General features: G+C 33.9%; 9 protein-coding genes. 6 read left to right on the top strand and 3 right to left on the bottom strand.

Features of this window, described 5'->3' with window-relative positions; genetic code table 11:
- Positions 1-80: 80 nt before the first annotated feature.
- The 3 genes from MQE36_RS14715 to MQE36_RS14705 form a co-directional block, all read right to left on the bottom strand.
- Entirely contained in the window at positions 81-1,505 is a 1,425-nt protein-coding gene (locus MQE36_RS14715) for a type IV secretory system conjugative DNA transfer family protein (RefSeq protein ID WP_242936732.1), read from the bottom strand.
- Between the two features lie 187 nt (positions 1,506-1,692).
- A complete protein-coding gene (mobB, locus tag MQE36_RS14710; protein ID WP_242936731.1) occupies positions 1,693-2,718 on the bottom strand; it encodes a MobB family relaxase in 1,026 nt (341 codons plus the stop codon).
- A gap of 3 nt (positions 2,719-2,721) precedes the next feature.
- Entirely contained in the window at positions 2,722-3,249 is a 528-nt protein-coding gene (locus tag MQE36_RS14705) for a BfmA/BtgA family mobilization protein (protein ID WP_242936730.1), read from the bottom strand.
- Positions 3,250-3,638: 389 nt separating this feature from the next.
- Here MQE36_RS14705 and MQE36_RS14700 point away from each other — a divergent pair, with 389 nt between their 5' ends.
- From MQE36_RS14700 to MQE36_RS14675, 6 genes are all read left to right on the top strand, one after another.
- Complete coding sequence (locus tag MQE36_RS14700; protein ID WP_242936729.1) at positions 3,639-3,776, top strand: hypothetical protein; 138 nt, start codon at positions 3,639-3,641, stop codon at positions 3,774-3,776.
- The gene (locus tag MQE36_RS14695; protein ID WP_242936728.1) at positions 3,773-4,111 is read left to right on the top strand and encodes a single-stranded DNA-binding protein; all 339 of its coding nucleotides are present in this window, start codon (positions 3,773-3,775) and stop codon (positions 4,109-4,111) included. Before MQE36_RS14700 ends, MQE36_RS14695 begins: the two co-directional genes overlap by 4 nt.
- A 70-nt stretch (positions 4,112-4,181) precedes the next feature.
- A complete protein-coding gene (locus MQE36_RS14690) occupies positions 4,182-4,628 on the top strand; it encodes a JAB domain-containing protein (RefSeq protein WP_242936727.1) in 447 nt (148 codons plus the stop codon).
- A gap of 539 nt (positions 4,629-5,167) precedes the next feature.
- Positions 5,168-5,692, top strand: coding sequence for a UpxY family transcription antiterminator (locus tag MQE36_RS14685; protein WP_242936726.1), 525 nt, complete (start codon positions 5,168-5,170; stop codon positions 5,690-5,692).
- A gap of 935 nt (positions 5,693-6,627) precedes the next feature.
- Entirely contained in the window at positions 6,628-17,547 is a 10,920-nt protein-coding gene (locus MQE36_RS14680) for a non-ribosomal peptide synthetase/type I polyketide synthase (protein ID WP_242936725.1), read from the top strand.
- A 6-nt stretch (positions 17,548-17,553) separates the two neighbouring features.
- Positions 17,554-25,521 carry a non-ribosomal peptide synthetase/type I polyketide synthase gene (locus MQE36_RS14675; protein WP_242936724.1) on the top strand — a complete coding sequence of 2,656 codons (7,968 nt, stop codon included), beginning with the start codon at positions 17,554-17,556 and terminating at the stop codon, positions 25,519-25,521.

The raw sequence follows: 25,521 nt of genomic DNA, 5'->3' as shown, positions 1-25,521 counted from the left end.
AATAGTTTTTCTGATTTTGAGGGGGTGCCTATTGGGTTGGCATCCCTTTTTTTAATAGCCTGCTTTTTGATAGTAGCTTGTTAGGATATGCCAAAAATACTGCGCGCCTGCTTTTGTATGTTTTGGAAATGCCTTTCTAATTCTTGCTGATTCAGTTGCTGCTTTGCCCGAGGTAGTCCTTTTAAAGGCTTCCTATAGGGGAATTGTACCAGGCGTTCCTTCCCGTCTGAAAAGACCACAAATTGTCCAGGTTTTAAACGAAAGAATTGTTGGGATCGGATTTTGACCACCTCTTTTTCACTTTTGGTAATGCGTGTGGGGGATTTGCTCATCCACGAGCCGGTGCTGATACTCTTGCTGTGGCTTTTGATAAGTTCAAAGAAGCGTTCATAATACTTGGCCGTATCAGGATCATTAACCTTTCCGAAAAATTGATAAGAGAGATTGGCAAGAATGGCTCTTCCGGCTTTCTCACCGTAGAGCAGGTCATTTTGAATCTTATCCTGCAATACATAAATGGTAGCGATTTGATAACTGCGTAAGGTGGCTGCAATACGCTGCATATTCAGTAGTCTAAGGGTAGAGGCCTCCTCCATGAGCACATAGGAGGGAAGCCTGTGACGCTCGCTCATCTGTTTGGTGATGGTATGTAAAATACAAGCTATAACAGGGGCGTAGGTGGTTTCGTATTTGGGATTGTTCACAAGAGAGACCACCCCGGGGGTTTTAGGATTATTAATCGAAAGGGTAATCTCATCTGCAGAAAGTGTATAAAAAATACGCTTGGTACTGATTTTTTTCAAAGCATTGGCCAGCGTACTGGTGACCCCGGCAGTTTGACGGGGAGAGTCCTTCCCCTGGATAAAGGCACTAGCCATGGCCTTGGAGATGGGATTGGAACTTAGAAATGCCATAAGACTCTCAGAGTCCAATAACTGATATATGGCTATTAAATGGGGTAGGGTACAGTATCGCGGATAATCACACCTTAGCTTCCAGATAAGTCCCGATAATAGCCCCTCCACCACATCGCTGAAAAATCGGGTGGAATTGGAACTGGTCGATTCCTTATGTTCTAATAGGTTTTCAACAAGGACCCTGGATAGTTCGTGAACAGACTCCTCATCAGGGAGGTATTTGGGAGCTATCGGATTAACCCGCTGGTAGGGCACATCGAAAGAAACGATATGAAAGGGGATATCAGTGGATTTAATCAGGGGATAAACCAGTTCTGTGAGTTCAAAGTTTTTGTAGTCGTGAATAACACCACAGTAGTTGGCCGCGGTTAGCCCTTTTAAAATTTGGTATACCACACTTTCTGTTTTTCCGCTGCCCGATGCCCCCATGATGCTGATGCCTTTTCTGATATCTTCAAGGTTGATAGTTCGGGATTTGGATTTAATACGCAATCGAAAATTAAAATGGCGTTGGTTTGAGTGGTTATTGGACTGTAGCACCAAAAGCATCAGGTTGATCACATAGGCAGGCAACAGATACCAAAGCATAAACTGCGCTAAATTAAATAGGGTACTGTACAGGCATAGCTGTATGATAAGAAGAATTATAAGAATCACATGATTGATCACAAATCCGTAAGATCTGATCCTATAACACAGTAAAAACAATAGGAGCAAGGTCAGCTGAAAGCCAAGAACGTTGGATGTAATATACCCGTGCATAAGCCCCCTTTAATTAATATTCCATGGCCTTGGAATCTACCCCGAGATCCATGGCTCTTTTTAGTTTGTTGAAGGTTTTAACGGCCAACTGAATCTTTGTTTTTGGAATCCGAAGATCAGGAACTCTTAAGCCGGTTTGCTCCAATATTTTAAAAGCTGCCTGCTTTTGAACCGATGGAAGTCGCATTATTTGTGCAAAATATTTGGATTGATCCTTAACAAAAGTTTTACGAGATCTGTAGGTTTCAACATAGTTTCTGGGATAATCAAACAAGCGGTCAAAGGTGGTTTCTGCACCTTGATAGAACCGGTCGCGATCAAAGCCCCTTTTTATCAATTTTCCATGAAGCAAAACCTGAGAGGCTTTGTATTTGCTACCCGGGGAAAGACTAAAACTATTGCTGGCATCGCGGCGACTAACCACAATATGGATATGCGATTGATAACCGGGCTTTAGCATTCCCTGGCGAATCATCTGGCCATTGATCTTATGTGGAGCCTGATTTTCAAGAAGGGCAATTTTCTTTTTCATCTGCTTTAAATCTGCGGAGAGCTCCCCGCGCTTTACCATTCGAATTTGATTTTCCAACCGGATGATCTGGCTGCGATAAGGGGCATTCTCCCGAACCTCCCTGTCAAAACCCTTGTAATGACGCTGGTGCTCAACCCGTGCATAGTATTTTAAATCCCGTATGGTAATGGGATTATCCCGGTTGAAACAACCGGCATAGTGTTCCATGAGTTTTCGGGTATAGTCCTTTAAAGCCTCAGGATTATTTTTTATAAATGCTAATTCACGGGCACTGGGGTTGACTGTGATGGAGTAGAAGCGTGGTTCTGTTTTTTTAAGTTTGGCGGTATTGGCATCGATCTTTTCAATTACCCGATTACTGGGGATTTGATCACTTTGATGGTTAAAAAAGGATTCACACTGATCGGTGGAATTACCCAAATTTTCTTTATCGAGATAGTTGACAAAATCTGTAACACTTTGCCCATAGGTATTGCCTAGCTTTTGCGGGGTAATGGTCAGATACATCGGTTAGACATTGAGTTTGGTTTTTATCTTGGAGAATTCTTCAGGGCTCATCATAACCCTTAGTTGTGGCCTTCCAAAACTGGTGCGATGAACTACAATCTTATCTAAAAGGGCTTTGATGACCCTTCCTTGTTCACAGGCTTTTATATCCTCCTTTAGGCTAATTGAATCAGAAGCCTTGGATTGATCCTGTCCTTTGACAGAAAGCCTCTGTATGTTTTCGGTGAATTGAGGTGATCCTGTAAAGGTGCTGCCTTTGAAAAGTTCAAGCATCATTGCCAAAACTGGTTTGGTTTGATGCTTTTCAATATCCCTTATAATGGCAATAAGGGCGTTGATTCTTTTTTTGATCAATTGCTCCAAGTCCGCAACCGTTACCTTGGTGTTTTGTTTTTCCTGAACTTGAAGTAATTGCTCTTTTTCTAAAAGTAAGGCCAAGGCCTTAGAAGGGGTGATCTTAAACTTTTTGCTGTAGGTTATAAATCGCTGAGCGATCTTTTTTTCAATAACCAGATGGATGTGATCTTTCATAACGGATTGGGTTTACAGGCCCATGGATAAGAGCCTTAGTCAAGCTATGAATTTTCAGTATGGGCAAGGGTCTGGCAAGTGGGTTTTAAGATAATTGAAGGGGTGTTTTTGAAGGATTTGTGATCAGAGGCCCAGGTCGTTGCATATTTGTTAAGGTTGATTGCCCTTGCATCTGTTTGCAATTCTTCTACCTGCTTTGGATCTACTACAGCGGGCGCGCTTACCTACCTTTTTTTGATAGCAAAACACCAACATTTAGAAATTGACCGGACTGCATAAGCCGCTATCGCTTTTATAAGTCCTTCTCAATTCTAACTATTGAATTCGTGTCAGCATCAAAAAAGGTAACAGCTCACGGCTCTGTAAGAAGTAAATCAAAATAACAGTTTATGAAATCATTTGAAAACATATCACCTGCAAGTGCAATCAACAGTCAATCAAAAAAAGAAAACGCTTCGGGTATAAAAAGTAAATCATTGTGTAATTCGGTGGTGGAGAAAGCCGCCATAAAAATGTTTCAATTATGAGTACTATTAAAAATCGTGTACAGCTTATCGGGAACGTAGGACAAGATCCTGTTATTACCGTTTTAGAAAGTGGTAAAAAAGTAGCTAAACTCTTTTTAGCTACCAATGAGAATTACAAAAATTCCAAGGGTGAAAAACAATCCCAAACCCATTGGCATACCATTATTGCCTGGGGGAAAACCGCTGAAATTATTGAGAAATTCGTCGATAAAGGTAAAGAAATCGGAATCCTCGGAAAACTCAAAACAAGATCCTATACCACCGAAGATGGTCAACAACGTTATGTAACCGAGGTGGAAACTAAAGAAGTCCTTCTAATGGGTGGGAAATCATAAAAACAAAAAGGAGGGATCCCCACAGATAATCTGCTCCCTCCTTTAAATTTTAATTAAGCTGAACAAAATTATGAAATTAAAAGCAAATGAAATTACCGTAAGCTATAAAGAGCAACAAAGCACAGACCTTATAAAAGTAACAGGGTCTAAAAGTGCTGCCGCTATCCTTTATGAGCATTGGGATCCGCAAACCATTGGCCTTAATGAATCATTTAAAATCATGCTGCTCAATAACGCCAATCGCGTCAAAGGTATATATACCCTCTCTACTGGAAGTATAACAGCAACCGTAGTCGATGTGCGTATTCTTTTTGCACTGGTTTTAAAAACATTATCTGTAGGTATTATCCTGGCGCATAATCACCCCTCCTCAAAACTTAAACCCAGTGTCTGCGATATTGAACTGACATCTAAAATTGTCAATGCAGCCCAGCTCTTTGATGTGAGTGTACTGGATCATATCATCCTAACACCCGGAGGGGATTATTTTAGTTTCTCCGATCAGGCAATGATATAATTATTCAAATTAGCCTTCCATATAGGGAGGCTTTTTTAATGGCGGCTGTATGAGTTTTGACAAGCCTTGTGCCTGTCAAAAGGAATAGCAAGAGGATAACACGCTAAAGCGGTGTTTTAATAATTATGCTAAGTTTATATAAAAGAGGTTACCCGAACAATTTATAATAGGCAGATCAACCATTTTATTTTAAGTTTTAGGCATAGTATACTTTTACTTCTAATAGATAGGGTTTTATCAAATAAGTAGTATGGAATATTATTGATAATATTAAATATTATTTTTATCTATTTGTTTTCGTTATATGTATATGGTATAGTGTTTATTACGTTTTTTAAAACAGATTATCTAATTAATCATGTAAGAAAATTTTCTTGACACTCTTTGTTTATATTTATTTTTTCTCTTTATTTGAACTTGTTGTTTTAAGACTTCTTCCTCAATTGTTCAATTGTGAGTTAAGGAAGCGAAGCTATGCTTGATATATAAGTGTCCGAATTGTTCCCGTTTTAAAATATAATAAATAAAGTAAAGTGTAAATGAGTGACCAAAAAAGCGGTAAATGGCATGTGATTTATGTTAAATCTAGGTATGAAAAAAAAGTTCATAAATATTTGAAAGAAAAAAACTTAATTTCTTTCCTCCCCGTTACCAAATCAATAAGAAAATGGAGTGATCGTAAAAAGGTTGTTTTTAAGCCATTATTCCCTTCATATGTATTTGTATATATTAATACATCATTAGATTTTCATAAAGCATTATCTGTTAAAGGAGCATGTTGTTACATTCGGTTTGGTAAAGAGTATGCAATTGTATCTGATAAGGAAATTAATCAAATAAAAATTCTTGTAGAGGATGATAATATTTCAGATATTTCAACCAATAATCATAACCTTAAGGTTGGCGATACTAGACAGATTGAATCAGGTCCTTTATCAGGATTGGAATGTGAAATATTAAAGGTTGGTAATAGTAATAGTATTAAAGTTAAATTAGATTCATTACAGCAAAGCATTATAGCAAGTGTCCCATCTTGTTATTTTAATTGTTCTATTGAATCATAGTAACTTGATCTTTCAAGCTTATAAATTAAGTGATCGTGAGTTGTTTAGAAGAATATAATAGGCGTTTTTTATTGCAATGGTATGTGTTAATAATTATTTAATATAGGGTTAAATTTAATAATTTAATATTATTGTTTTTAGTTTCTTTCCTTTAAAACTATTTGACAGGTAAACAAAGTTTCAAATTACACATTTTCCACAATTTAATTACAATATTATTCTCTCTCGTTCTCAGTAGTACGAAATATATGAATGAAATTAAAATTTATTCCAATAGAATTAATGAATTAGAAGTAGTCTTATGTATGCATTCTTAAGATTACATTGTCTTTTAGAGGTTTAGATTCAAATATTTGACAGGTCAATTTACTCTATACTTTCGGTAATTGACAGAATAAAAGTTCCAAGTTTGAAGATTATAAGTGCGGATGCATTATAAATGGAATAAAAATTATAGAGTTTAATTTTATTTTTGATTCATGTAGAGCTATGGCATTTTAATTTATTGAAAAGTAAAAATTCAGATAGCAAAAGTATTAATTTCTATTTATGGATGTAAGTGGTGAAATTATCCAAGAATTATTGAATATTATTTTCATTGGAAACTTGAAATTGTATTCTATAAACTTCCATTGATTGTAATAAAACTTAAGAAACGACTTATTAAAGCATTATTTTTTCCAAATACTTTAAGGGAAATGTTTTTCATTACCAAAGGAGAAATGACAAGTAGATTTTGACTAATTATAACAATCGGTTCAATATTGATCAGCGCATCATACTTTGTTTATAATTCGTAATGTTTAATTGATTTAAAGAAATTTTGGCCAGAATAATTTAGCTGTAGTTAGATGTTTTATTTTTTATAAAAGAGATTTAATTAGGTTCGAGAGTACCTTCTTTACAGGATTTATTTAAAGCATAAAAAAAAGTAAATGAGTTTAAAGTTTTTTAAATTAACAAAAGAGCAAGAAGGTTTATGGTTAGATTACTGTATTGACCCTAAGAGTTCTGACTATAATGCTGGTTTTTTTGTCAAAATAATGGGGGACTTAAATGTTGAGAATTTTATTAGGAGTGATTATGCTGTAAAAAATCACTTCTATACAGTTGGTAGACTTAGATTTAAGGTCTTAGATGGTATTCCCTATCAATATATTGTAGGAGAGCCAGACTCAAATCATTTCGAATATATAGATTTAACTAAAGAGAAGGTATCAAAGAGTTCGCCAGAATCTATATTAATTGAGAAAAGCCAAAAACCATTTAAATTAGAGCTTGAAGGTTCTGTTAGATCCATTTTGATTAGATATTCACCAAATATATTTTTCTACGGGTATATACAACATCATATTTTAACAGATGGGGTTACTGCTGATTTATATTGTAAAGGCTTGTCATTAGCCTATAATTATGGTGAGGATAGTTTAAATGATAAATTTCCACAAATACAGTTAAATGATTATGTATGTAATTCTAATAGTAATTTTTCAAGTATAAGTTATTGGAAAAATAAACTAAATAATGCAAATGTAAAATTAGATTTTGGTACAACCCAATTAAATTTAAATCTTGATACTAGGGGGGTTTTTAAGTTTCTATTTGAAGAAAAATATACTTCTGCAATCAAAATAGCAGCCAGAACTTATAGAACAACTCCGTTTTTGTTTATGAAGACAGTGTTTGGTATTTTGTTATATAAATACTGGAAACAGAAAGAGGTAATTGTAAATTATGGTTTTAATGCTAGAAAAGGAAAGCTTCACAATAACACAGGGAATTTTGTTAAAATTTTACCGTTTTTATTTAATTTGAATGATGAATTGTCAATCAAAGAATTAATTTATAATGTTAATGATCAACGGAAAAAGGATTTAAAAAACACCAATATATCTTATTTGGATATAATTGATATACTTAATGCTAATAAAAGAAACAGAACGAGAAAAGCCAATATATCATTTTCTCAAACAAGATTTGAATTTGAATCCTTAAATCTTAATAACTGTGATGTAGAAACAATAGGCTCTTTAGGGCTGGATACAGGTGATGATATAAACTTTGTCTATGATCCATTTAGTAATGGATTTATTTCGGCAATTTATTTCAATGAAAAATTATTTAATGAAGATTTCATACGCCAAATAGTTCGGTACTACAAGTATTTGGTTTTAACAATTGCAAATAATGTTAAATTAAAAATCAAGGATTTAGAATCAGTTACTGATGATGAAAAAAGGATGATTATAGGTGAATGGAATGACACCCAAGTAGATTATCCTAAGGAAAAATGTATTCATCAATTATTTGAGGATCAGTCAGAAAAGACTCCAGATAATGTGGCCGTGGTATTTGAAGGTGATTCTTTGACTTACCGAGAGTTAAATGAAAGGTCAAATCAACTAGCGTATTATTTACAGAGTAAAGGCGTAAAGGCGGAAAGTTTAGTAGGTATTTGTGTAGAGCGTTCATTGGAAATGATAGTAGGATTGTTAGGAATACTAAAGGCAGGAGGCGCTTATGTACCTATTGATCCGACCTATCCAGAGGAGAGAATCTCTTACATGTTTAAAGACACGAATTGTGCTATAGTTTTAACACAAGAACAAATAGAGTTGCCAAAAACAAATTCAGAGATTATTTATCTTGATTCTGAATGGGAAAAGATAGCCAAAGCTCCTAGAACAAATATTGAAACAGGAGTTAAGGGAAATAACCTGGCATATGTTATATATACCTCGGGTTCAACAGGCAATCCCAAAGGAGTTATGGTGGAGCATGAGAGTGTCCAGAATTTGATTCAATGGCATACTAGTAAATTTAAAGTCTCTGAAAAATCAAACTCAACACAGTTGGCAAATATAGCTTTTGATGCGAGTATTTGGGAAATTTGGCCATATTTAACATGTGGAGCATCTCTTTACATTGTAAAGAAGGAATCTCTTTTGGACACAAAAAAAGTATTAAATTTTTTAGATGCAAATGACGTTAGTCATTGTTTTATGCCTACAGCTATAGCTGAAACGATATTAAGTCAAAGTTGGATAGAAAATACAAGTCTTACTTATTTGTTGATAGGAGGAGATAGATTTAAAACGAAGGGTTTAAATATAGATAAGTTTAGTTTTAAATTGATAAATAATTATGGACCTACCGAGAACACAGTAGTTTCGACCTCATATGAAATAAATGATTCTAAATTATCTTCTTTAATCGGTACGCCTATTTCTAATGTTCGAGTCTACATTCTTGATAAAACCCAAAAGTCTGTTCCGATCGGAGTTGTTGGAGAGTTATGTATTTCGGGAAATGGATTAGCTCGAGGCTATTTGAATCAGCCTGATTTGACGCGTAAAAAATTCATAAAGGATCCATTTAGTAAAGATCCAAATTCAAGACTTTATAAGACGGGAGATTTGGCTAGATATTTACCAGATGGGAACATTGAGTTTATCGGTAGACTAGATGACCAAGTAAAAATCAGAGGTTTTAGGATAGAGTTGGGAGAGATTGAATCAGTGTTAAACCAACAAGATCAAGTAAGTTTGGGTGTGGTATTGGCCAAGGAAGATGCCACAGGAAATAAGCAATTGGTGGGGTATGTGGTTCCTTCCCAAGATGTGGATGCTAGTCAAGGTTTGAAGATCGAGAAACTAAGAGAAGCACTATCAAAGACTTTACCTGATTATATGGTTCCTTCGTTGTTTGTAAGCTTAGAGGCTATGCCTTTAACCTCAAATGGTAAGATTGATAAGAAAGCTTTACCGGATCCGCAAGGTAATCTTCAAATGACCAATGAATATGTTCCTCCCAAGACGGAAATAGAGAAGAATCTTGCTATAATTTGGCAAGAGTTATTAGGAGTTGAAAAGGTGGGAATTAATGATAATTTCTTTGAACTTGGTGGTCATTCACTAATTGCTACTCAGGTCCTTTTAAGAATCCGTAAAGACTTAAAACTAGAGTTGCCTTTAAAGGTGTTTATCGATAGTCCAACAATAGCCAAGTTGTGTGATAAATTAGTAGATTTTAATACGAATATTGAACAATTACCTGAATTAGTATTTAATGATGAAGATAAGTATAAACCGTTTCCGTTAACAGCTGTACAACAATCGTATTGGATTGGTCGTAGCAAGTTATACGATTTAGGAGGTATTGGAACACATGCATATTCTGAGTTTTATCTTGAAGAACTTGATATAAAACGACTTAATGAAGTTATCAATTATATGATAAAGCGTCATGATATGCTTCGCATGGTAGTGACAGAGGATGGGCAACAACGTATACTTGAAAAAGTTGAACCGTATGAAATTCAAATCCATGACTTTAGGGGGACTACCCAAGAAGAAGAAAAACAATTGTTTCTATTGCTTCGTGATAAGCTTTCTCATCAATTATTTAGTGGCCATGAATGGCCTTTGTTTGATATAAGTGTATGTATATTCCGGGATGGAACTTATAAACTACTTTCCAGTATAGATGGATTAATATTTGATGCGTCGAGTTATGGAATTTTTATGAAAGAAATATTAAGCTTTTATAAAGATATTAGTTTTAACCCCCCTAAACTAGCGCTTAGTTTTAGAGATTATGTAATAGCAGAGCAATCCTTGAAAAGTACAAAATTATATAATGATTCAAAACAATACTGGCTTGATAGGATTAATGAGATTCCTAAGGCTCCTGAATTACCATTAGCTAAATTACCAAGTGAAATAGGAAATGTTAAATTTAGAAAACAACGTTTTGAGTTATCAAGTTTAAAATGGGGTATATTAAAGGATGTTATAAGCTCAGCTGGAGTTACTCCTACTGTATTTATTATACAATGTTTTGCAGAGATAATGCATCGATGGAATAAATTAGAACACTTTACCTTGAATCTAACTTTATTTAACCGTTTACCTTTTCATGAAGAAGTTAATCGAATCATAGGAGATTTTACATCCCTAAACTTATTAGAGATCGATTATCGCAAGCCAAAAGATTTTAAGTCAAGGTTAAAGGATACTCAGTTTCAGTTATGGAGTGATTTGGAAAATAGACACTTTAATGGGATTGAAGTTCAACGTAAGTTATCTCAATCAACTGGATATACTGTTACTATGCCGATAGTTGTAACCAGTACTTTAGGTATTGATCTTAACGAAGATGGATTAAGTCAATTAGAAAGATCATCTCACGAAAAAGTACTTTATGATATTAAGCATTCTTATGCAATAACTCAAACACCTCAGGTGTGGATCGATTGTAAAATAATAGAAAAAAACGGAGGTCTTCAGATTGATTGGGACTCGGTTAAAGAGTTGTTTCCCGAAGGCATGTTAGAAGACATGTTTGGAGCTTTTGAAAGATTGTTAACAGGATTTATAGAGGATAAAGACCTATGGGATTCCAGACAGATAGAATTATTACCAAGGCATCAAGTTTCTATTCAATCAGAGGCTAATAACTCAACCAAAGAATATCCAAATAAATTAATCCATGAACCTTTCATAGAACAAGTAAGGATAAGAGGTGAAAAAGCGGCAATACGAACAAGTACAAAAACGATTAGTTATCTTGAGTTATATCAGAAAAGTGTAGAAGTAGGAGAAGAATTAAAGTATAGAGGAGCGAAACCAAACCATCTTATAGCTATAATCATGGATAAAGGTTGGGAACAGGTAGTAACAGCAATGGGAGTTCAATTTTCGGGAGCTGCTTACATGCCAATAGATGCTTCGCTTCCTAAACAGAGGATTTTACACCTGCTTGAGATAGGAGAGGTTAGCATAGTTGTTAGTTTATCTTCTATTTTAGATGACTTGAGCCTTCCAAATTCGATACAAACATTGATTTTTGATGAGATGCAGTTTGAAAACAGGGCTAAAGTAAAAAATATAGCTAATCAGGGAGTAGAAGATTTGGCATATGTAATATTTACCTCTGGCTCATCAGGAGAACCTAAAGGGGTTATGATAGATCATCAAGGGGCAGTAAATACAATATTGGATATTAATTCAAGATTTGGTATAACAGAAGAGGACAGCTGTTTTGCTATATCTTCTTTAAGTTTTGATTTATCTGTTTATGATGTGTTTGGAATTTTGTCAGCAGGTGGTACCATAGTAATACCTAAATCGTCGGAGCAAAAAGATCCTAAAGCTTGGGAAAGTTATATAGAAAAAGAGAACATAACAATTTGGAATAGTGTACCAGCGCAGTTACAAATGTTAGTGGAGTACAATGGAGGGAATAACAAATTGTCCTCATTAAGGAAAGTCTTATTAAGTGGAGATTGGATACCAGTAAATTTACCGGATAGGATAAAGGATTTATGTCCGGGAGTAGAAGTGATTAGTCTTGGAGGTGCGACTGAAGCATCAATTTGGTCAATATACTATCCAATAGGGCAGGTAGGAGCTGATTGGAAAAGCATTCCTTATGGTAAACCTTTGGCTAATCAGAGTTTTTATGTGTTGAAACCCGATTTAACGGTTTGTCCACAGTGGGTTCCTGGAGACTTATATATTGGGGGTAAAGGTTTGGCATTAGGGTATTGGCGAGATAAAAAAAAGACAGTATCAAGTTTTATAATCCACCCTGAAAATGGAGAAAGGTTATATAGGACAGGTGATGTTGGCCGATATTTATCAGATGGGAACATTGAGTTTTTAGGTAGACTAGATGACCAAGTAAAAATCAGAGGTTTTAGGATAGAGTTGGGAGAGATTGAATCAGTGTTAAACCAACAAGATCAAGTAAGTTCGAGTGTGGTATTGGCCAAGGAAGATGCCTCAGGGAATAAGCAATTGGTGGGGTATGTGGTTCCCTCCCAAGATGTGGAACCTAGTCAAGGTTTGAAGATCGATAAATTAAGAGAAGCACTATCAAAGACTTTACCTGATTATATGGTTCCTTCGTTGTTTGTAAGCTTAGAGGCCATGCCTTTAACCTCAAATGGTAAGATTGATAAGAAAGCTTTATCAGAACTTAAAGAGGAAACGAATGATGGTTATATAGCACCATCAAATGATCTTGAGGATCGTATTGTAGAGCTATGGTCAGATGTATTAGGGGTAAATAAAAGTGTAATTAGTATAAATAAGAGTTTTTTTGAATTAGGAGGGAACTCATTATTGATTATCAAGCTTAAAAATGGTTTATCTAATTTTTTAGAATTTAAAAATATCACCATCCCTGAATTGTTTAAAAATCATACTATTAAAAGGCTAGTTGAGAGTGTTAATCCGGAAAGATTAACAGAATATAAACTTCAAAGGAATATTCAAACAGATAGTCATGAGGTAGCTATAATAGGGATGTCAGGAGCTTTCAGTGGAGTGGATAATGTTACTGAGTTTTGGGATTTGATTAAAAACCAGGATGAAGGCGTTCGTTCTTATAGTCGGGAAGAATGTGAGAAGTTAGGATCGGATCTTTTATTGTTTGAAGACCCTGACTATATACCAGTATCAGGACATGTTAAAGATATAGATCAATTTGATCCCTTGTTTTGGGATATTTCACCTAATGAGGCAAAATTGATAGATCCTCAAATACGTAAATTTATAGAGCATTGTTGGTTTGTGTTGGAGTCATCAGGATATATTCACTTACGAAAAGAAGCTAATATAGGTGTATTTGCAGGAAGTGGGAATAATAATTATTTCTACGATAATATATTAAATGGAAAACAGGCTTCTGAAATTAATCTTTGGGAGGCAGCCAATTCTAGTACTAAAGATGCTTTGGCTACTATGACCTCTTATAGGTTAGACTTATCCGGTCCATCAAATTCAATAAATACTGCATGTTCTACTGGATTGGTATCGGTAGTAGAAGCGTGTAAAAGTTTACAGTTAGGGACATGTGAGATGGCTTTGGCAGGAGGGGTAACATTTGTTAAACCCAATCAAATTGGATATACCTATCAAGAAGGTATGGTGTTATCAAAGGATGGTCATTGTAGGACATTTGACGAAACAGCATCAGGTTCTGTAGAAAGTTCAGGAGTAGGAGTCGTGTTGCTAAAGCGTTTAGAGGATGCAATTAAAGATGAAGATAACATAATAGGTGTTATTAAGGGTTATGCAAGTAATAATGATGGTGCTCGCAAAACGGGCTTTACAGCCCCATCAGTTGCGGGTCAAGCAGAATGTATTATAAATGCTCAAAGAATGGCAGGAGTATCTTCGGATCAAATTGGATATGTAGAGTGTCATGGGACAGCCACTAATTTGGGAGATCCAATAGAGGTGCAAGCGTTAAAGGAGGCATTTGAATTTAATAGTTTAAAAGAGAGAGGTAGTAAGCCAGGGCATAAAACAGTATTAGGTGCGGTTAAGGCAAATATAGGTCATTCCAAAACCGCAGCAGGAACAGCAGGACTTATAAAGGCTTGTTTGATGTTACAGAATGATATTATCCCTGGTCAGCCGAATTTTAATGTACCCAATCCTAAATTAAACCTAGATCAAACAAATTTCGAGATAGTAAAACAGAATAGGTCTTGGGGATCAAGTCTTTATGATCAACGAATTATCGGTGTAAGTTCATTTGGTGTAGGTGGGACCAATGCCCATGTTGTTATAGGGGATTATCTTCCAGGTATCAAAAGTGAATCGGAAAGTAAAACAACTAATCTACCTTCAAAGAAGGGGGATAATGAATTTGTAAATTATGTTGTTCCAATCTCAGCCAAAAGCAAGGAGTCTCTAGAGTTTTATAAACAAGAATTGATAAAGTTATTAGGAGAGGCACATGAAGATTTAAGAATTGAAGATTTAGCATTTACTTTACAAGAAAAGCGAGAGCATTATAATTATAGAAGTGCTTATTGTGGAAAAGATATCAAAGAGTTACTTAACAATTTACAGCAATACGGCTCAACTAAACGGATAAATACAGAGCAAAAAAATAAAATAGTATTTATGTTTCCTGGACAAGGATCACAATATCCTTGTATGGGAAAGGAACTGTATGATAACGATCCATATTTTAAAGCGAGCATAGATAAGTTAATAGCTCTAGCAAATGAACATTTAGAGGTAGACCTTTATGATGTCATGTATCCTGAATTGGGGAATGAACAATATGATATAAATGAAACTAGATGGGCACAGATATCAATATTTATTATAGAGTATGCATTTGCTGAGTATATTGAAAAACTAGGTATTCGGGCAGATGGTTATATAGGACATAGTCTGGGTGAGTATGTTGCAGCGACCTTATCAGGTGTATTTAGCTTAGAAGACGCAATAAAGGTTGTAATAGCTAGAGGCGAGTTAATGCAGTCTATGGAATTAGGAAGCATGTTGGCTGTAAATACTCAGGAAGAATCTATTCGTACCATTGTAGAGACTCATGAGTGTGAAATTGCAGCGATTAATTCAATAGAAGATATAGTAGTCACGGGTAGTGACACTAATATTAACACGCTTAAATTATTTTTAGATGAACACTCTATTTCATCGGTTGTGTTAAACACCTCTCATGCCTATCATTCAAGAATGATGGAGGAAGCATCAATTAAATTTGAAAGGGTATTTGATACTATTGAATTAAATACACCCACAAAGTATTTTGCTACTAACCTAAATGGAGAGATAGCCAAAGAAGAAGTTAGTAAAGTAAGTTATTGGAGTGATCAACTTCGAAATGCTGTTCAATTTTCGAAAGGTATTCATAGTCTATCGGAGTATTTTAATAATAAAGTTAATTTCATAGAGGTTGGTTTAGGGAAAGGGCTTAGTTCTTTTGTAGACAAATACAAAAGGAATAATTCAAAGAAAACAATTCATACGGTACATTTACTACCGTCAAAAAAGGAAAATACTCAAACCATTAAAAAGCTTAATAACAAGGAGGATATATTAGCAAAGTTTTGGACCTTAGGGATTGTAGAGAAACCCAACGATTTAAAACTATTTAAACATGCAAACAAGCTTACAAGTTTGCCTACTTATCAGTTTAATAATAAGACATGCTGGTTGGAAATGGGGAGTCCTCAGGTTGTTAAGAAGTACAATTCGATTGAAGAAATATATTATGAACGTTCATGGGAAAGAATAAAGATACCATCAACAATTGGAGGAGTAGAAGATTTAAGGCATAAGAATATATTAATACTGGTAAACGAAAAGGATAGAAACAAGAGTAATGTTTTAGATTTAATTAATAATTTAAAAAAATATTGTGATCACATAGACTATGTGGTTGATCAGCAAAGCAATAAAATAATATCAGACCTTAGGTTTGATATGGGTGATGCATCTCATATAGATAAAGTATTGAATGAAAAAACACGTAATAAGCCATTAGATCTTGTTATCTACATTTCATCAACCGTAGATATTGATAACCCTTGTTTAGATATATTAGCCATTAGAAATACATTTGATTGGGCATTAAAAACTCATAATAGGATTCCTAAATTTATTTCAGTTACATATGACAACTATGAAGTAATAGGTAATGAAGTTTTAGAGGAAAAGCCTTCAATTGTCTCAGGAGTAACAAAATCTATACCGTTTGAGTATTTTTCAATGGATACCACAGCATATCATGTTGATTTATCATCAATAGGTTTGGTCTATAATGAAGCTTTAATCTCAACCATATTGGGAAATAAAGAAAAAGAGATCATAGCTGTAAGAGGTAAATATAAGTGGATTCCAAAGTACCAGCAAGTAGCTTTTTCCAAAGAGAATTTTTTAGATAAAAAAAGTAGCCGATCCAATAATCCAGTATTTATGATCACTGGGGGCCTTGGCGGAGTAGGCTATGCTTATGCAAATTACTTAACACAAAAAGAGGAAAAATGTACGATTATTCTTTTAGGTCGAACAAAGAAATCAAACTTAAAAGAGGAGTATAAAACTCGATTGAATAATCTGATAGAGACTGGGCATAAAATTATATATGAATCAATAGACATTGGTTTGATAGATGCCGTAGGTAGTATAGAAAAAATATTGGAGAACAATGGTATAAATACTATTGAGATGGTTCTTCACTCAGCGGGAGTTGCTGCTAAAAGTGCAATAAATGATAAAACAAATAAAGATATAGTTCAAGTGGTTCGGCCAAAAGTACTTGGGGTAGAGCATTTACTTAACCTGGCTGAATCAATTAAAATAAATTATTTGGTTAGCTGTTCATCTTTGTCAAGTGTCATGCCTTCATTAGGTCAGATGGAATACACAGCAGCAAACATGTATTTAGATGAACTAAGTTATAGGAGTCATACCAATATAAACTGTATACTAGCAGTTAACTTGAATCAGATATCAGATACAGGAATGGCAGTGGATTTTATTAAGGAGAATAGTTCTTCGACAGAGAAATCTTCTAACTCAATAAAGAGCCACCAATTTCCAGCTGTTTTAGATGTCTTGTTACAAGCCAAAACCATACATAACATTCTACTTTCCAGACAAGATTTAAATGAACTACTTTCTGAAAACACGAACCTTTTAACAGAAATCAACAGGAAAGCAGAGAATGTAAGTAATGTAAAAATAAAAGAAGAGGAGTATTCTGAAACGGAATATAGAGTAGCTCAAATATGGCATCAAGTATTAGGAGTTGAAGAAATAGGGTTACATGATAACTTTTTTGAATTGGGAGGTCATTCATTACATGTAATGCAAGTAATCTCAAAAATAAGAACCGAATTTAATAATGAACTCCCTTTAAAGGTACTCTTTGATGGTATTAATATAAAGGAGATTGCACGAATTGTATTATCTGATAAGACAAATTCAGAGATAAAACAAATTGAAAAGGTACAAATCCAAAAATTTAAACAAATGATTTCTAATTACAATGAAGATAATTTGTTGAATGAAATTGATATTTAAATAAATATGATCAGAACTATATCCAATCTTATAGAAAAGTACAATAATCAGGGAATTAAATTTATCGTGAAGAATGATAAATTATCAATAAAAACAAATAGGGATTCTGTTCCAGAGGAAGTGCTTTTAGAAATAAAAAAAAATAAGACACAAATAATTTCTTTTTTAAAAGGTAACTATTATCCACTATCGTATTCTCAGGAACGTTTGTGGTTTATGGATCAATATAATCACAATTCCAGTTATAATATGCCTGGTGCAATAAGGTTTCTGGGAGAACTTAATAAAGAAGTATTAGAAAAAGTTTTATTTACTATAGTAAACAGGCATGAGATACTTCGCACGAACTTTGTTACTATAAACGACGAACCAAAGCAAGTTATTCACGAAGTCCCTACTTGCCATGTTGAAATAATAAATCTAAGTCATTTATCAAAAGAGGAATCAAATAAACAAATATTAGATTTATTAAAAGAAGAGTCTCAAAAGACGTTTGATTTAGCAAATGATAGTTTAATCCGTTTTAAAATTTATTCTGTAGACAAGGACGAGTCTGTTTTATTTATCAATAAACATCATATAATATCAGATGCTTGGTCCGCCTCTATACTGATAAATGAGATTACACAGCTTTATGAAGCTTTTATTAGTGGTCGTCCATCACCATTAAAAGAGTTACCTATTCAATATGGTGATTATTCCATATGGCAAAGAGAGTATTTAGAAGGAGAACTGTTACAAAAGCAGTCTAAATACTGGAAAGGCAAATTGGAAGGTGTTTCAATACTAGAGCTACCTACGGATAAACCCCGTCCCAAGGAACAAACCTTTAATGGTGATAGGTTACCTATCCATTTAAATAAAGATGTCACAGATAAATTAAATCGGTTAAGTCGGGAGAATGACGCAACCTTGTTTATGACATTATTGTCTATATTTAAAATATTACTTCATAAATACACTGGTGAATCTGATATTTGCGTGGGCAGCCCCATAGCTAACAGAACCAGAGAAGAGGTAGAGGGGTTAATAGGTTTATTTGTTAACACCTTGGCCTTAAGGAGTGATGTAAATACAGAATTGTCTTTTAATGAATTCTTAGGCAGGGTAAAACAAACAACTTTAGAAGCCTATGAAAATCAGGATCTACCATTTGAGAAAGTAGTTGATATGTTAGAGCCTGAGCGCAACCTTTCATATTCTCCATTATTTCAGGTAATGATGGTTTTACAAAACAATCCTGAGGGAGAACTTAAATTTTCAGGATTGAACGTCGAGTCTGTAGGAATTGAATCTACAATATCCAAGTTTGAGATCACCTTAGATTTTACCGAAACGGAAAAAGGTCTTTATGGCGGTATTGAATATAACACAGATTTGTTTGATTCAGATACAATAGAAAGGATGGCCAATCATTTTAAGGTATTGGTGGAACAGTTAATAGAAAATTCACAGAGACAGATAAAAGATATAGAGTTGTTGACTTCTTCAGAAAGGCAACAGTTACTTTTTGATTGGAATGACACCCAAGTAGATTATCCTAAGGAAAAATGTATTCATCAATTATTTGAGGAGCAGTCAGAAAAGACTCCAGATAATGTGGCCGTGGTATTTGAAGGTGATTCTTTGACTTACCGAGAGTTAAATGAAAGGTCAAATCAGCTAGCGTATTATTTACAGAGTAAAGGCGTAAAGGCGGAAAGTTTAGTAGGTATTTGTGTAGAGCGTTCATTGGAAATGATAGTAGGATTGTTAGGAATACTAAAGGCAGGAGGCGCTTATGTACCTATTGACCCGACCTATCCAGAGGAGAGAATCTCTTACATGTTTAAAGACACGAATTGTGCTATAGTTTTAACACAAGAACAAATAGAGTTGCCAAAAACAAATTCAGAGATTATTTATCTTGATTCTGAATGGGAAAAGATAGCCAAAGCTCCTAGAACAAATATTGAAACAGGAGTTAAGGGAGATAACCTGGCATATGTTATATATACCTCGGGTTCAACAGGCAATCCCAAAGGAGTTATGGTGGAGCATAAGAGTTTGTCAAATCAAATACTTACGATATATAATAAATTTGATCGTAATTTTTCTTTTAATGATAAATGTTTGAATGTGTGCAATATCTCTTTTGATGTAAGTGCTGTTGAAATATTTTTGCCCTTATCATATGGATCAGAATTACATGTAACAACAAAAAATGACTTGTTGGATGTGGATAATTTATCCGATATGTTAATTTTAAATCAAATAACATTTGCATATTTCCCTCCAAGTTTATTGGAGATAATATCAAGTTTATTAAAACGAAAGAAACAAAATCTAAATCTTAATAAATTATATGTAGGTGTTGAACCTATAATGGGTTTTATACTTGAAAGTTATGTAAGTCTCAACCCTGATATTAAAATATTGAATGCATATGGTCCTACAGAATCAACTATATCATGCACATCATATAAATTTAATTCTGGAGAATATTTAAGAAGAAATATTCCAATTGGCATCCCAAATTTTAATACAAAGTGTTATATAATAGGTGCAGATGAAAATATCCTACCGTTAGGTTTCATTGGTGAGTTATACGTTGGAGGCAATCAATTAGCTCGAGGCTATTTGAATCAGCCTGATTTGACGCGTAAAAAATTCATAAAGGATCCATTTAGTAAAGATCCAAATTCAAGACTTTATAAGACGGGAGATTTGGCTAGATATTTACCAGATGGGAACATTGAGTTTATCGGTAGACTAGATGACCAAGTAAAAATCAGAGGTTTTAGGATAGAGTTGGGAGAGATTGAATCAGTGTTAAACCAACAAGATCAAGTAAGTTTGGGTGTGGTATTGGCCAAGGAAGATGCCACAGGAAATAAGCAATTGGTGGGGTATGTGGTTCCTTCCCAAGATGTGGATGCTAGTCAAGGTTTGAAGATCGAGAAACTAAGAGAAGCACTATCAAAGACTTTACCTGATTATATGGTTCCTTCGTTGTTTGTAAGCTTAGAGGCCATGCCTTTAACCTCAAATGGTAAGATTGATAAGAGAGCTTTACCGGATCCTAGAGTTAAAGCTGAAGAAGATTATATAGCACCATCAAATGATCTTGAGGATCGTATTGTAGAGCTATGGTCAGATGTATTAGGGGTAAATAAAAGTGTAATTAGTATAAATAAGAGTTTTTTTGAATTAGGAGGGAACTCATTATTAAGTGTTAAGCTTCAACAAAAGCTAAATCAATTAGATGAATTTGAGAATATTCAAGTTTCTGATTTATTTAAACACCATACTATTAAAAGGCTAGTTGAGAGTGTCAATCCGGAAAGATTAACAGAATATAAGCTTCAAAGGAATATTCAAACAGATAGTCATGAGGTAGCTATAATAGGGATGTCAGGAGCTTTCAGTGGAGTGGATAATGTTACTGAGTTTTGGGATTTGATTAAAAATCAGGATGAAGGCGTTCGTTCTTATAGTCGGGAAGAATGTGAGAAGTTAGGATCGGATCTTTTATTGTTTGAAGACCCTGACTATATACCAGTGTCAGGACATGTTAAAGATATAGATCAATTTGATCCCTTGTTTTGGGATATTTCACCTAATGAGGCAAAATTGATAGATCCCCAAATACGTAAATTTATAGAGCATTGTTGGTTTGTGTTGGAGTCATCGGGATATATTGACTTACGAAAAGAAGCTAATATAGGTGTATTTGCAGGAAGTGGTAATAGTAGCTATTTGTATAATAATATATTGAATGGGGAAATGTCTTCTGATACCGATCTATGGGAGGCATTAATTGCTAATAATAAAGATGCTTTGGCTACTAAAACATCATATATGTTGGGTTTATCCGGTCCATCAAATTCAATAAACACTGCATGTTCTACTGGATTGGTATCGGTAGTAGAAGCGTGTAAAAGTTTACAGTTAGGGACATGTGAGATGGCTTTAGCAGGAGGGGTAACATTTGTTAATCCCAATCAAATCGGATATACCTATCAAGAGGGAATGATTTCGTCAAAGGATGGTCATTGTAGGACATTTGACGAAACAGCATCAGGTACTATTGGAGGTTCAGGAGTAGGAGTCGTGTTGCTAAAGCGTTTAGAAGATGCAATTAAAGATGAAGATAACATAATAGGTGTTATTAAGGGTTATGCAAGTAATAATGATGGTGATCGCAAAACGGACTATACGGCTCCATCGATAACGGGTCAAGCAGAATGTATTATAAATGCTCAAAGAATGGCAGGAGTATCTTCGGATCAAATTGGATATGTAGAGTGTCATGGGACAGCCACTAATTTGGGAGATCCAATAGAGGTGCAAGCGTTAAAGGAGGCATTTGAATTTAATAGTTTAAAAGAGAGAGGTAGTAAGCCAGGGCATAAAACAGTATTAGGTGCGGTTAAGGCAAATATAGGTCATGCTGATGCAGCAGCAGGAACAGCAGGACTTATAAAGGCTTGTTTGATGTTACAGAATGATATTATCCCTGGTCAGCCGAATTTTAATGTACCCAATCCTAAATTAAACCTAGATCAAACAAATTTCGAGATAGTAAAACAGAATAGGTCTTGGGGATCAAGTCTTTATGATCAACGAATTATCGGTGTAAGTTCGTTTGGTATAGGTGGGACCAATGCCCATGTTGTTATAGGGGATTATCTTCCAGGTATCAAAAGTGAATCGGAAAGTAAAACAACTAATCTACCTTCAAAGAAGGGGGATAATGAATTTGTAAATTATGTTGTTCCAATCTCAGCCAAAAGCAAGGAGTCTCTAGAGTTTTATAAACAAGAATTGATAAAGTTATTAGGAGAGGCACATGAAGATTTAAGAATTGAAGATTTAGCATTTACTTTACAAGAAAAGCGAGAGCATTATAATTATAGAAGTGCTTATTGTGGAAAAGATATCAAAGAGTTACTTAACAATTTACAGCAATACGGCTCAACTAAACGGATAAATACAGAGCAAAAAAATAAAATAGTATTTATGTTTCCTGGACAAGGATCACAATATCCTTGTATGGGAAAGGAACTGTATGATAACGATCCATATTTTAAAGCGAGCATAGATAAGTTAATAGCTCTAGCAAATGAACATTTAGAGGTAGACCTTTATGATGTCATGTATCCTGAATTGGGGAATGAACAATATGATATAAATGAAACTAGATGGGCACAGATATCAATATTTATTATAGAGTATGCATTTGCTGAGTATATTGAAAAACTAGGTATTCGGGCAGATGGTTATATAGGACATAGTCTGGGTGAGTATGTTGCAGCGACCTTATCAGGTGTATTTAGCTTAGAAGACGCAATAAAGATTGTAATAGCTAGAGCAAAGCTATTAAATAATATGGAGTTAGGTGGAATGTTGGCTGTAAATGCCAGTGAAGATCAAATTAGTAATATCGTTAAAGAATTTAACTGTGAAATATCACTGGTTAATTCAATAGATGATATTGTAATTTCAGGCAGTGATGCAGCCATAAAACAACTTAAAGAGAAAATTGATAATGAAAAAATACCTTCAGTCCTATTGAACACATCATATGCAAGTCATTCTAGGATGATGGAGCATATTTCATTTGAAATAGAAAGCTTGTTTAGTGATATCAAATTAAATCAACCTAAAAAGATATTTATATCTAATTTAAGTGGAGAAATTGCTAAGAGTGAAGTTTCAAAAGGTAGTTATTGGTATAAACACCTTAGAAATACCGTCCAGTTTGCAAAAGGTATTGATAATCTTGCTGAGAAATTTAACAGCCAAATCAGTTTTATTCAAATTGGACCAGATGATGGATTATGTTACTTTGTTAACAAATATAAAAATGTAAATAACAATAAATCAATAAGAACTTTAAAACTGTTACCTTCAATAAGGGAGGAAAAGAGTCATAAATATAAAAATCTTAATAGCAAAGAAGACATTTTTGGAAAACTTTGGGAAATAGGAATTATTCGGAAGCCAAATGATTTAAAACTGTTTAAACATGCAAACAAGCTTACAAATTTGCCTACATATCAATTTGACAATAAGACATGTTGGATAAATGGAAACACGCAAGACCATCTCAACGGTCAACTAAAAATGTTGCCAAAAGATAAATGGTTGTCAACACCAATTTGGTCAGCAGTAACAAATCTAAGTAGTATAATTAATAAAGAGAAGTTATTCGAATCCGCTTTAGTGTTTGTTAGAAAAGATCAGTTGGATTCATTAGATTTTACCGATATAGCGAAAGAGATTCATATCATAGTATTAGGATCATACGATTTGAATTTAGTAAATAATAGTAATTCAAGTCTTTTGTTTTCAAGTGTTGTGAATGAGTCAGATTTTATAGAAATGACAAGATCAATAAAGGCACAGGATATAAAATATGATGCTATTATTCATTGTGCATCTATAGATAATATAGATCTGCTTGATGATGCGTTAAATTATAACTTTTATTCAATATTCTTGATACATAAATATTTACTGAATGTTAATTATTTAAAGAGTTTATTAGTGTTAACCAATAATTTAGCTCAAATAACCAGCAAGGATAGTATAAATCCATCTAATGGAACTTTAGTAGGAGCAACCAGGAATATTAATCATGAATTTCCTAATCTAGATGCAAGGGTGATTGATGTAGGTACAGATAAAAGCATTATTGTACCTTTTGTTTATCAGGTTATTACAGATGAAACTTATAAAAAAAGTGAAGAATTATTGGCTTTTAGATATGGAAAGTTATGGAAAGAAAGCTTTGCTAAAATAAACCCTTCGTTTCCTGAGAATAATTTAATAGAAAATAATGATGTTATTTTAATTACAGGAGGTTTAGGTGGAGTTGGGTTAGCAATGGCTAATTGTATTTCAAAAAAACATAAAGTAACATTTGTTCTGGTAAGTAGGAATAATATTGATGAATTACAACGCTCTGATTATAATAAACAGAAATTTCAAATTATTGAAGAGATTAGAGATAATGGATCGGTAGTTAATATTTGTAATGTTGATATATCAGATGTACATCAATTGAATAATCTTAAAGAAGAAATTGAAAATAAACATGGCTATATAAATGGTATAATTCATGCCGCCGGGGTTTTACCTCTTCCTGTAGATAAGTATGACTTACCAAACGTTAAAAACGCATTTAAAGGTAAAGTTTATGGTATAAATAATATTATTAACACCTTTAATCTAAGTAATTCTAAATATATAGCCCTTACATCATCCTTAGCTAGTATAATGGGCGATGTAAATCGAATTGAATATTGCGCTTCTAATAGTTATTTGGATTATTTGGCGGTAGATAAGATAGGACGAAAAGATATTAAAATCATCTCTACTAATTGGTTAGGCTGGATCGATATAGGAATGATGAAAGAAAATTCATTAACTATTGAAAAGGATTATGGAAAAATGCAGGGGCTGGGAAGACTTTTACAGTTAAATACGGTAAATCAAAAGGAAGGAGCTGAAGTATATTACAATTTAATTAATCAATCAAATTATGATCAAGTAATAATTTCAAAATTGGACATAAATGAAGTAAAGTATGAGCTATTTAGAAAGGAACAAAACTATAATCAAGATGTACAATTTAATTTGAATGAAGGAAATTTCACTCCAACAGAATACAAAATAGCAATTATTTGGAATAAGGTATTAGGTGTAGAAGAAATAAGCGTTAATGATAATTTTTTCGAGCTTGGAGGGAATTCTATATTGGCGACAAGAGTGATTTCAATAATTAGAACTGAACACAGTATAGAATTACCATTAAAATCATTATTTGGAGCTCCGGATTTAAGAGGTTTCTCAAATATTGTTGAAAATGCAAAGTCAAACAATGTAATTGATAAAATAATGGTAACTAAGAGTCAAGGATTATTTAATGATGAAGTCATAAATAATAATTCAGATTGTTCTATTAATAGAGAAAAATTTAAAGTATAG

Source organism: Zhouia spongiae, from assembly GCF_022760175.1.
Lineage (GTDB): Bacteria > Bacteroidota > Bacteroidia > Flavobacteriales > Flavobacteriaceae > Zhouia > Zhouia spongiae.
This window is presented reverse-complemented; position numbering and strand designations above follow the sequence as displayed.

What these genes read in the sequence shown, in the direction of transcription:
- MQE36_RS14715 (WP_242936732.1), bottom strand. Translation starts at nt 1,505, where the DNA reads ATGCTTTGGTATCTGTTGCCTGCCTATGTGATCAACCTGATGCTTTTG.
- mobB (WP_242936731.1), bottom strand. Translation starts at nt 2,718, where the DNA reads ATGTATCTGACCATTACCCCGCAAAAGCTAGGCAATACCTATGGGCAA.
- MQE36_RS14705 (WP_242936730.1), bottom strand. Translation starts at nt 3,249, where the DNA reads ATGAAAGATCACATCCATCTGGTTATTGAAAAAAAGATCGCTCAGCGA.
- MQE36_RS14700 (WP_242936729.1), top strand. Translation starts at nt 3,639, where the DNA reads ATGAAATCATTTGAAAACATATCACCTGCAAGTGCAATCAACAGTCAA.
- MQE36_RS14695 (WP_242936728.1), top strand. Translation starts at nt 3,773, where the DNA reads ATGAGTACTATTAAAAATCGTGTACAGCTTATCGGGAACGTAGGACAA.
- MQE36_RS14690 (WP_242936727.1), top strand. Translation starts at nt 4,182, where the DNA reads ATGAAATTAAAAGCAAATGAAATTACCGTAAGCTATAAAGAGCAACAA.
- MQE36_RS14685 (WP_242936726.1), top strand. Translation starts at nt 5,168, where the DNA reads ATGAGTGACCAAAAAAGCGGTAAATGGCATGTGATTTATGTTAAATCT.
- MQE36_RS14680 (WP_242936725.1), top strand. Translation starts at nt 6,628, where the DNA reads ATGAGTTTAAAGTTTTTTAAATTAACAAAAGAGCAAGAAGGTTTATGG.
- MQE36_RS14675 (WP_242936724.1), top strand. Translation starts at nt 17,554, where the DNA reads ATGATCAGAACTATATCCAATCTTATAGAAAAGTACAATAATCAGGGA.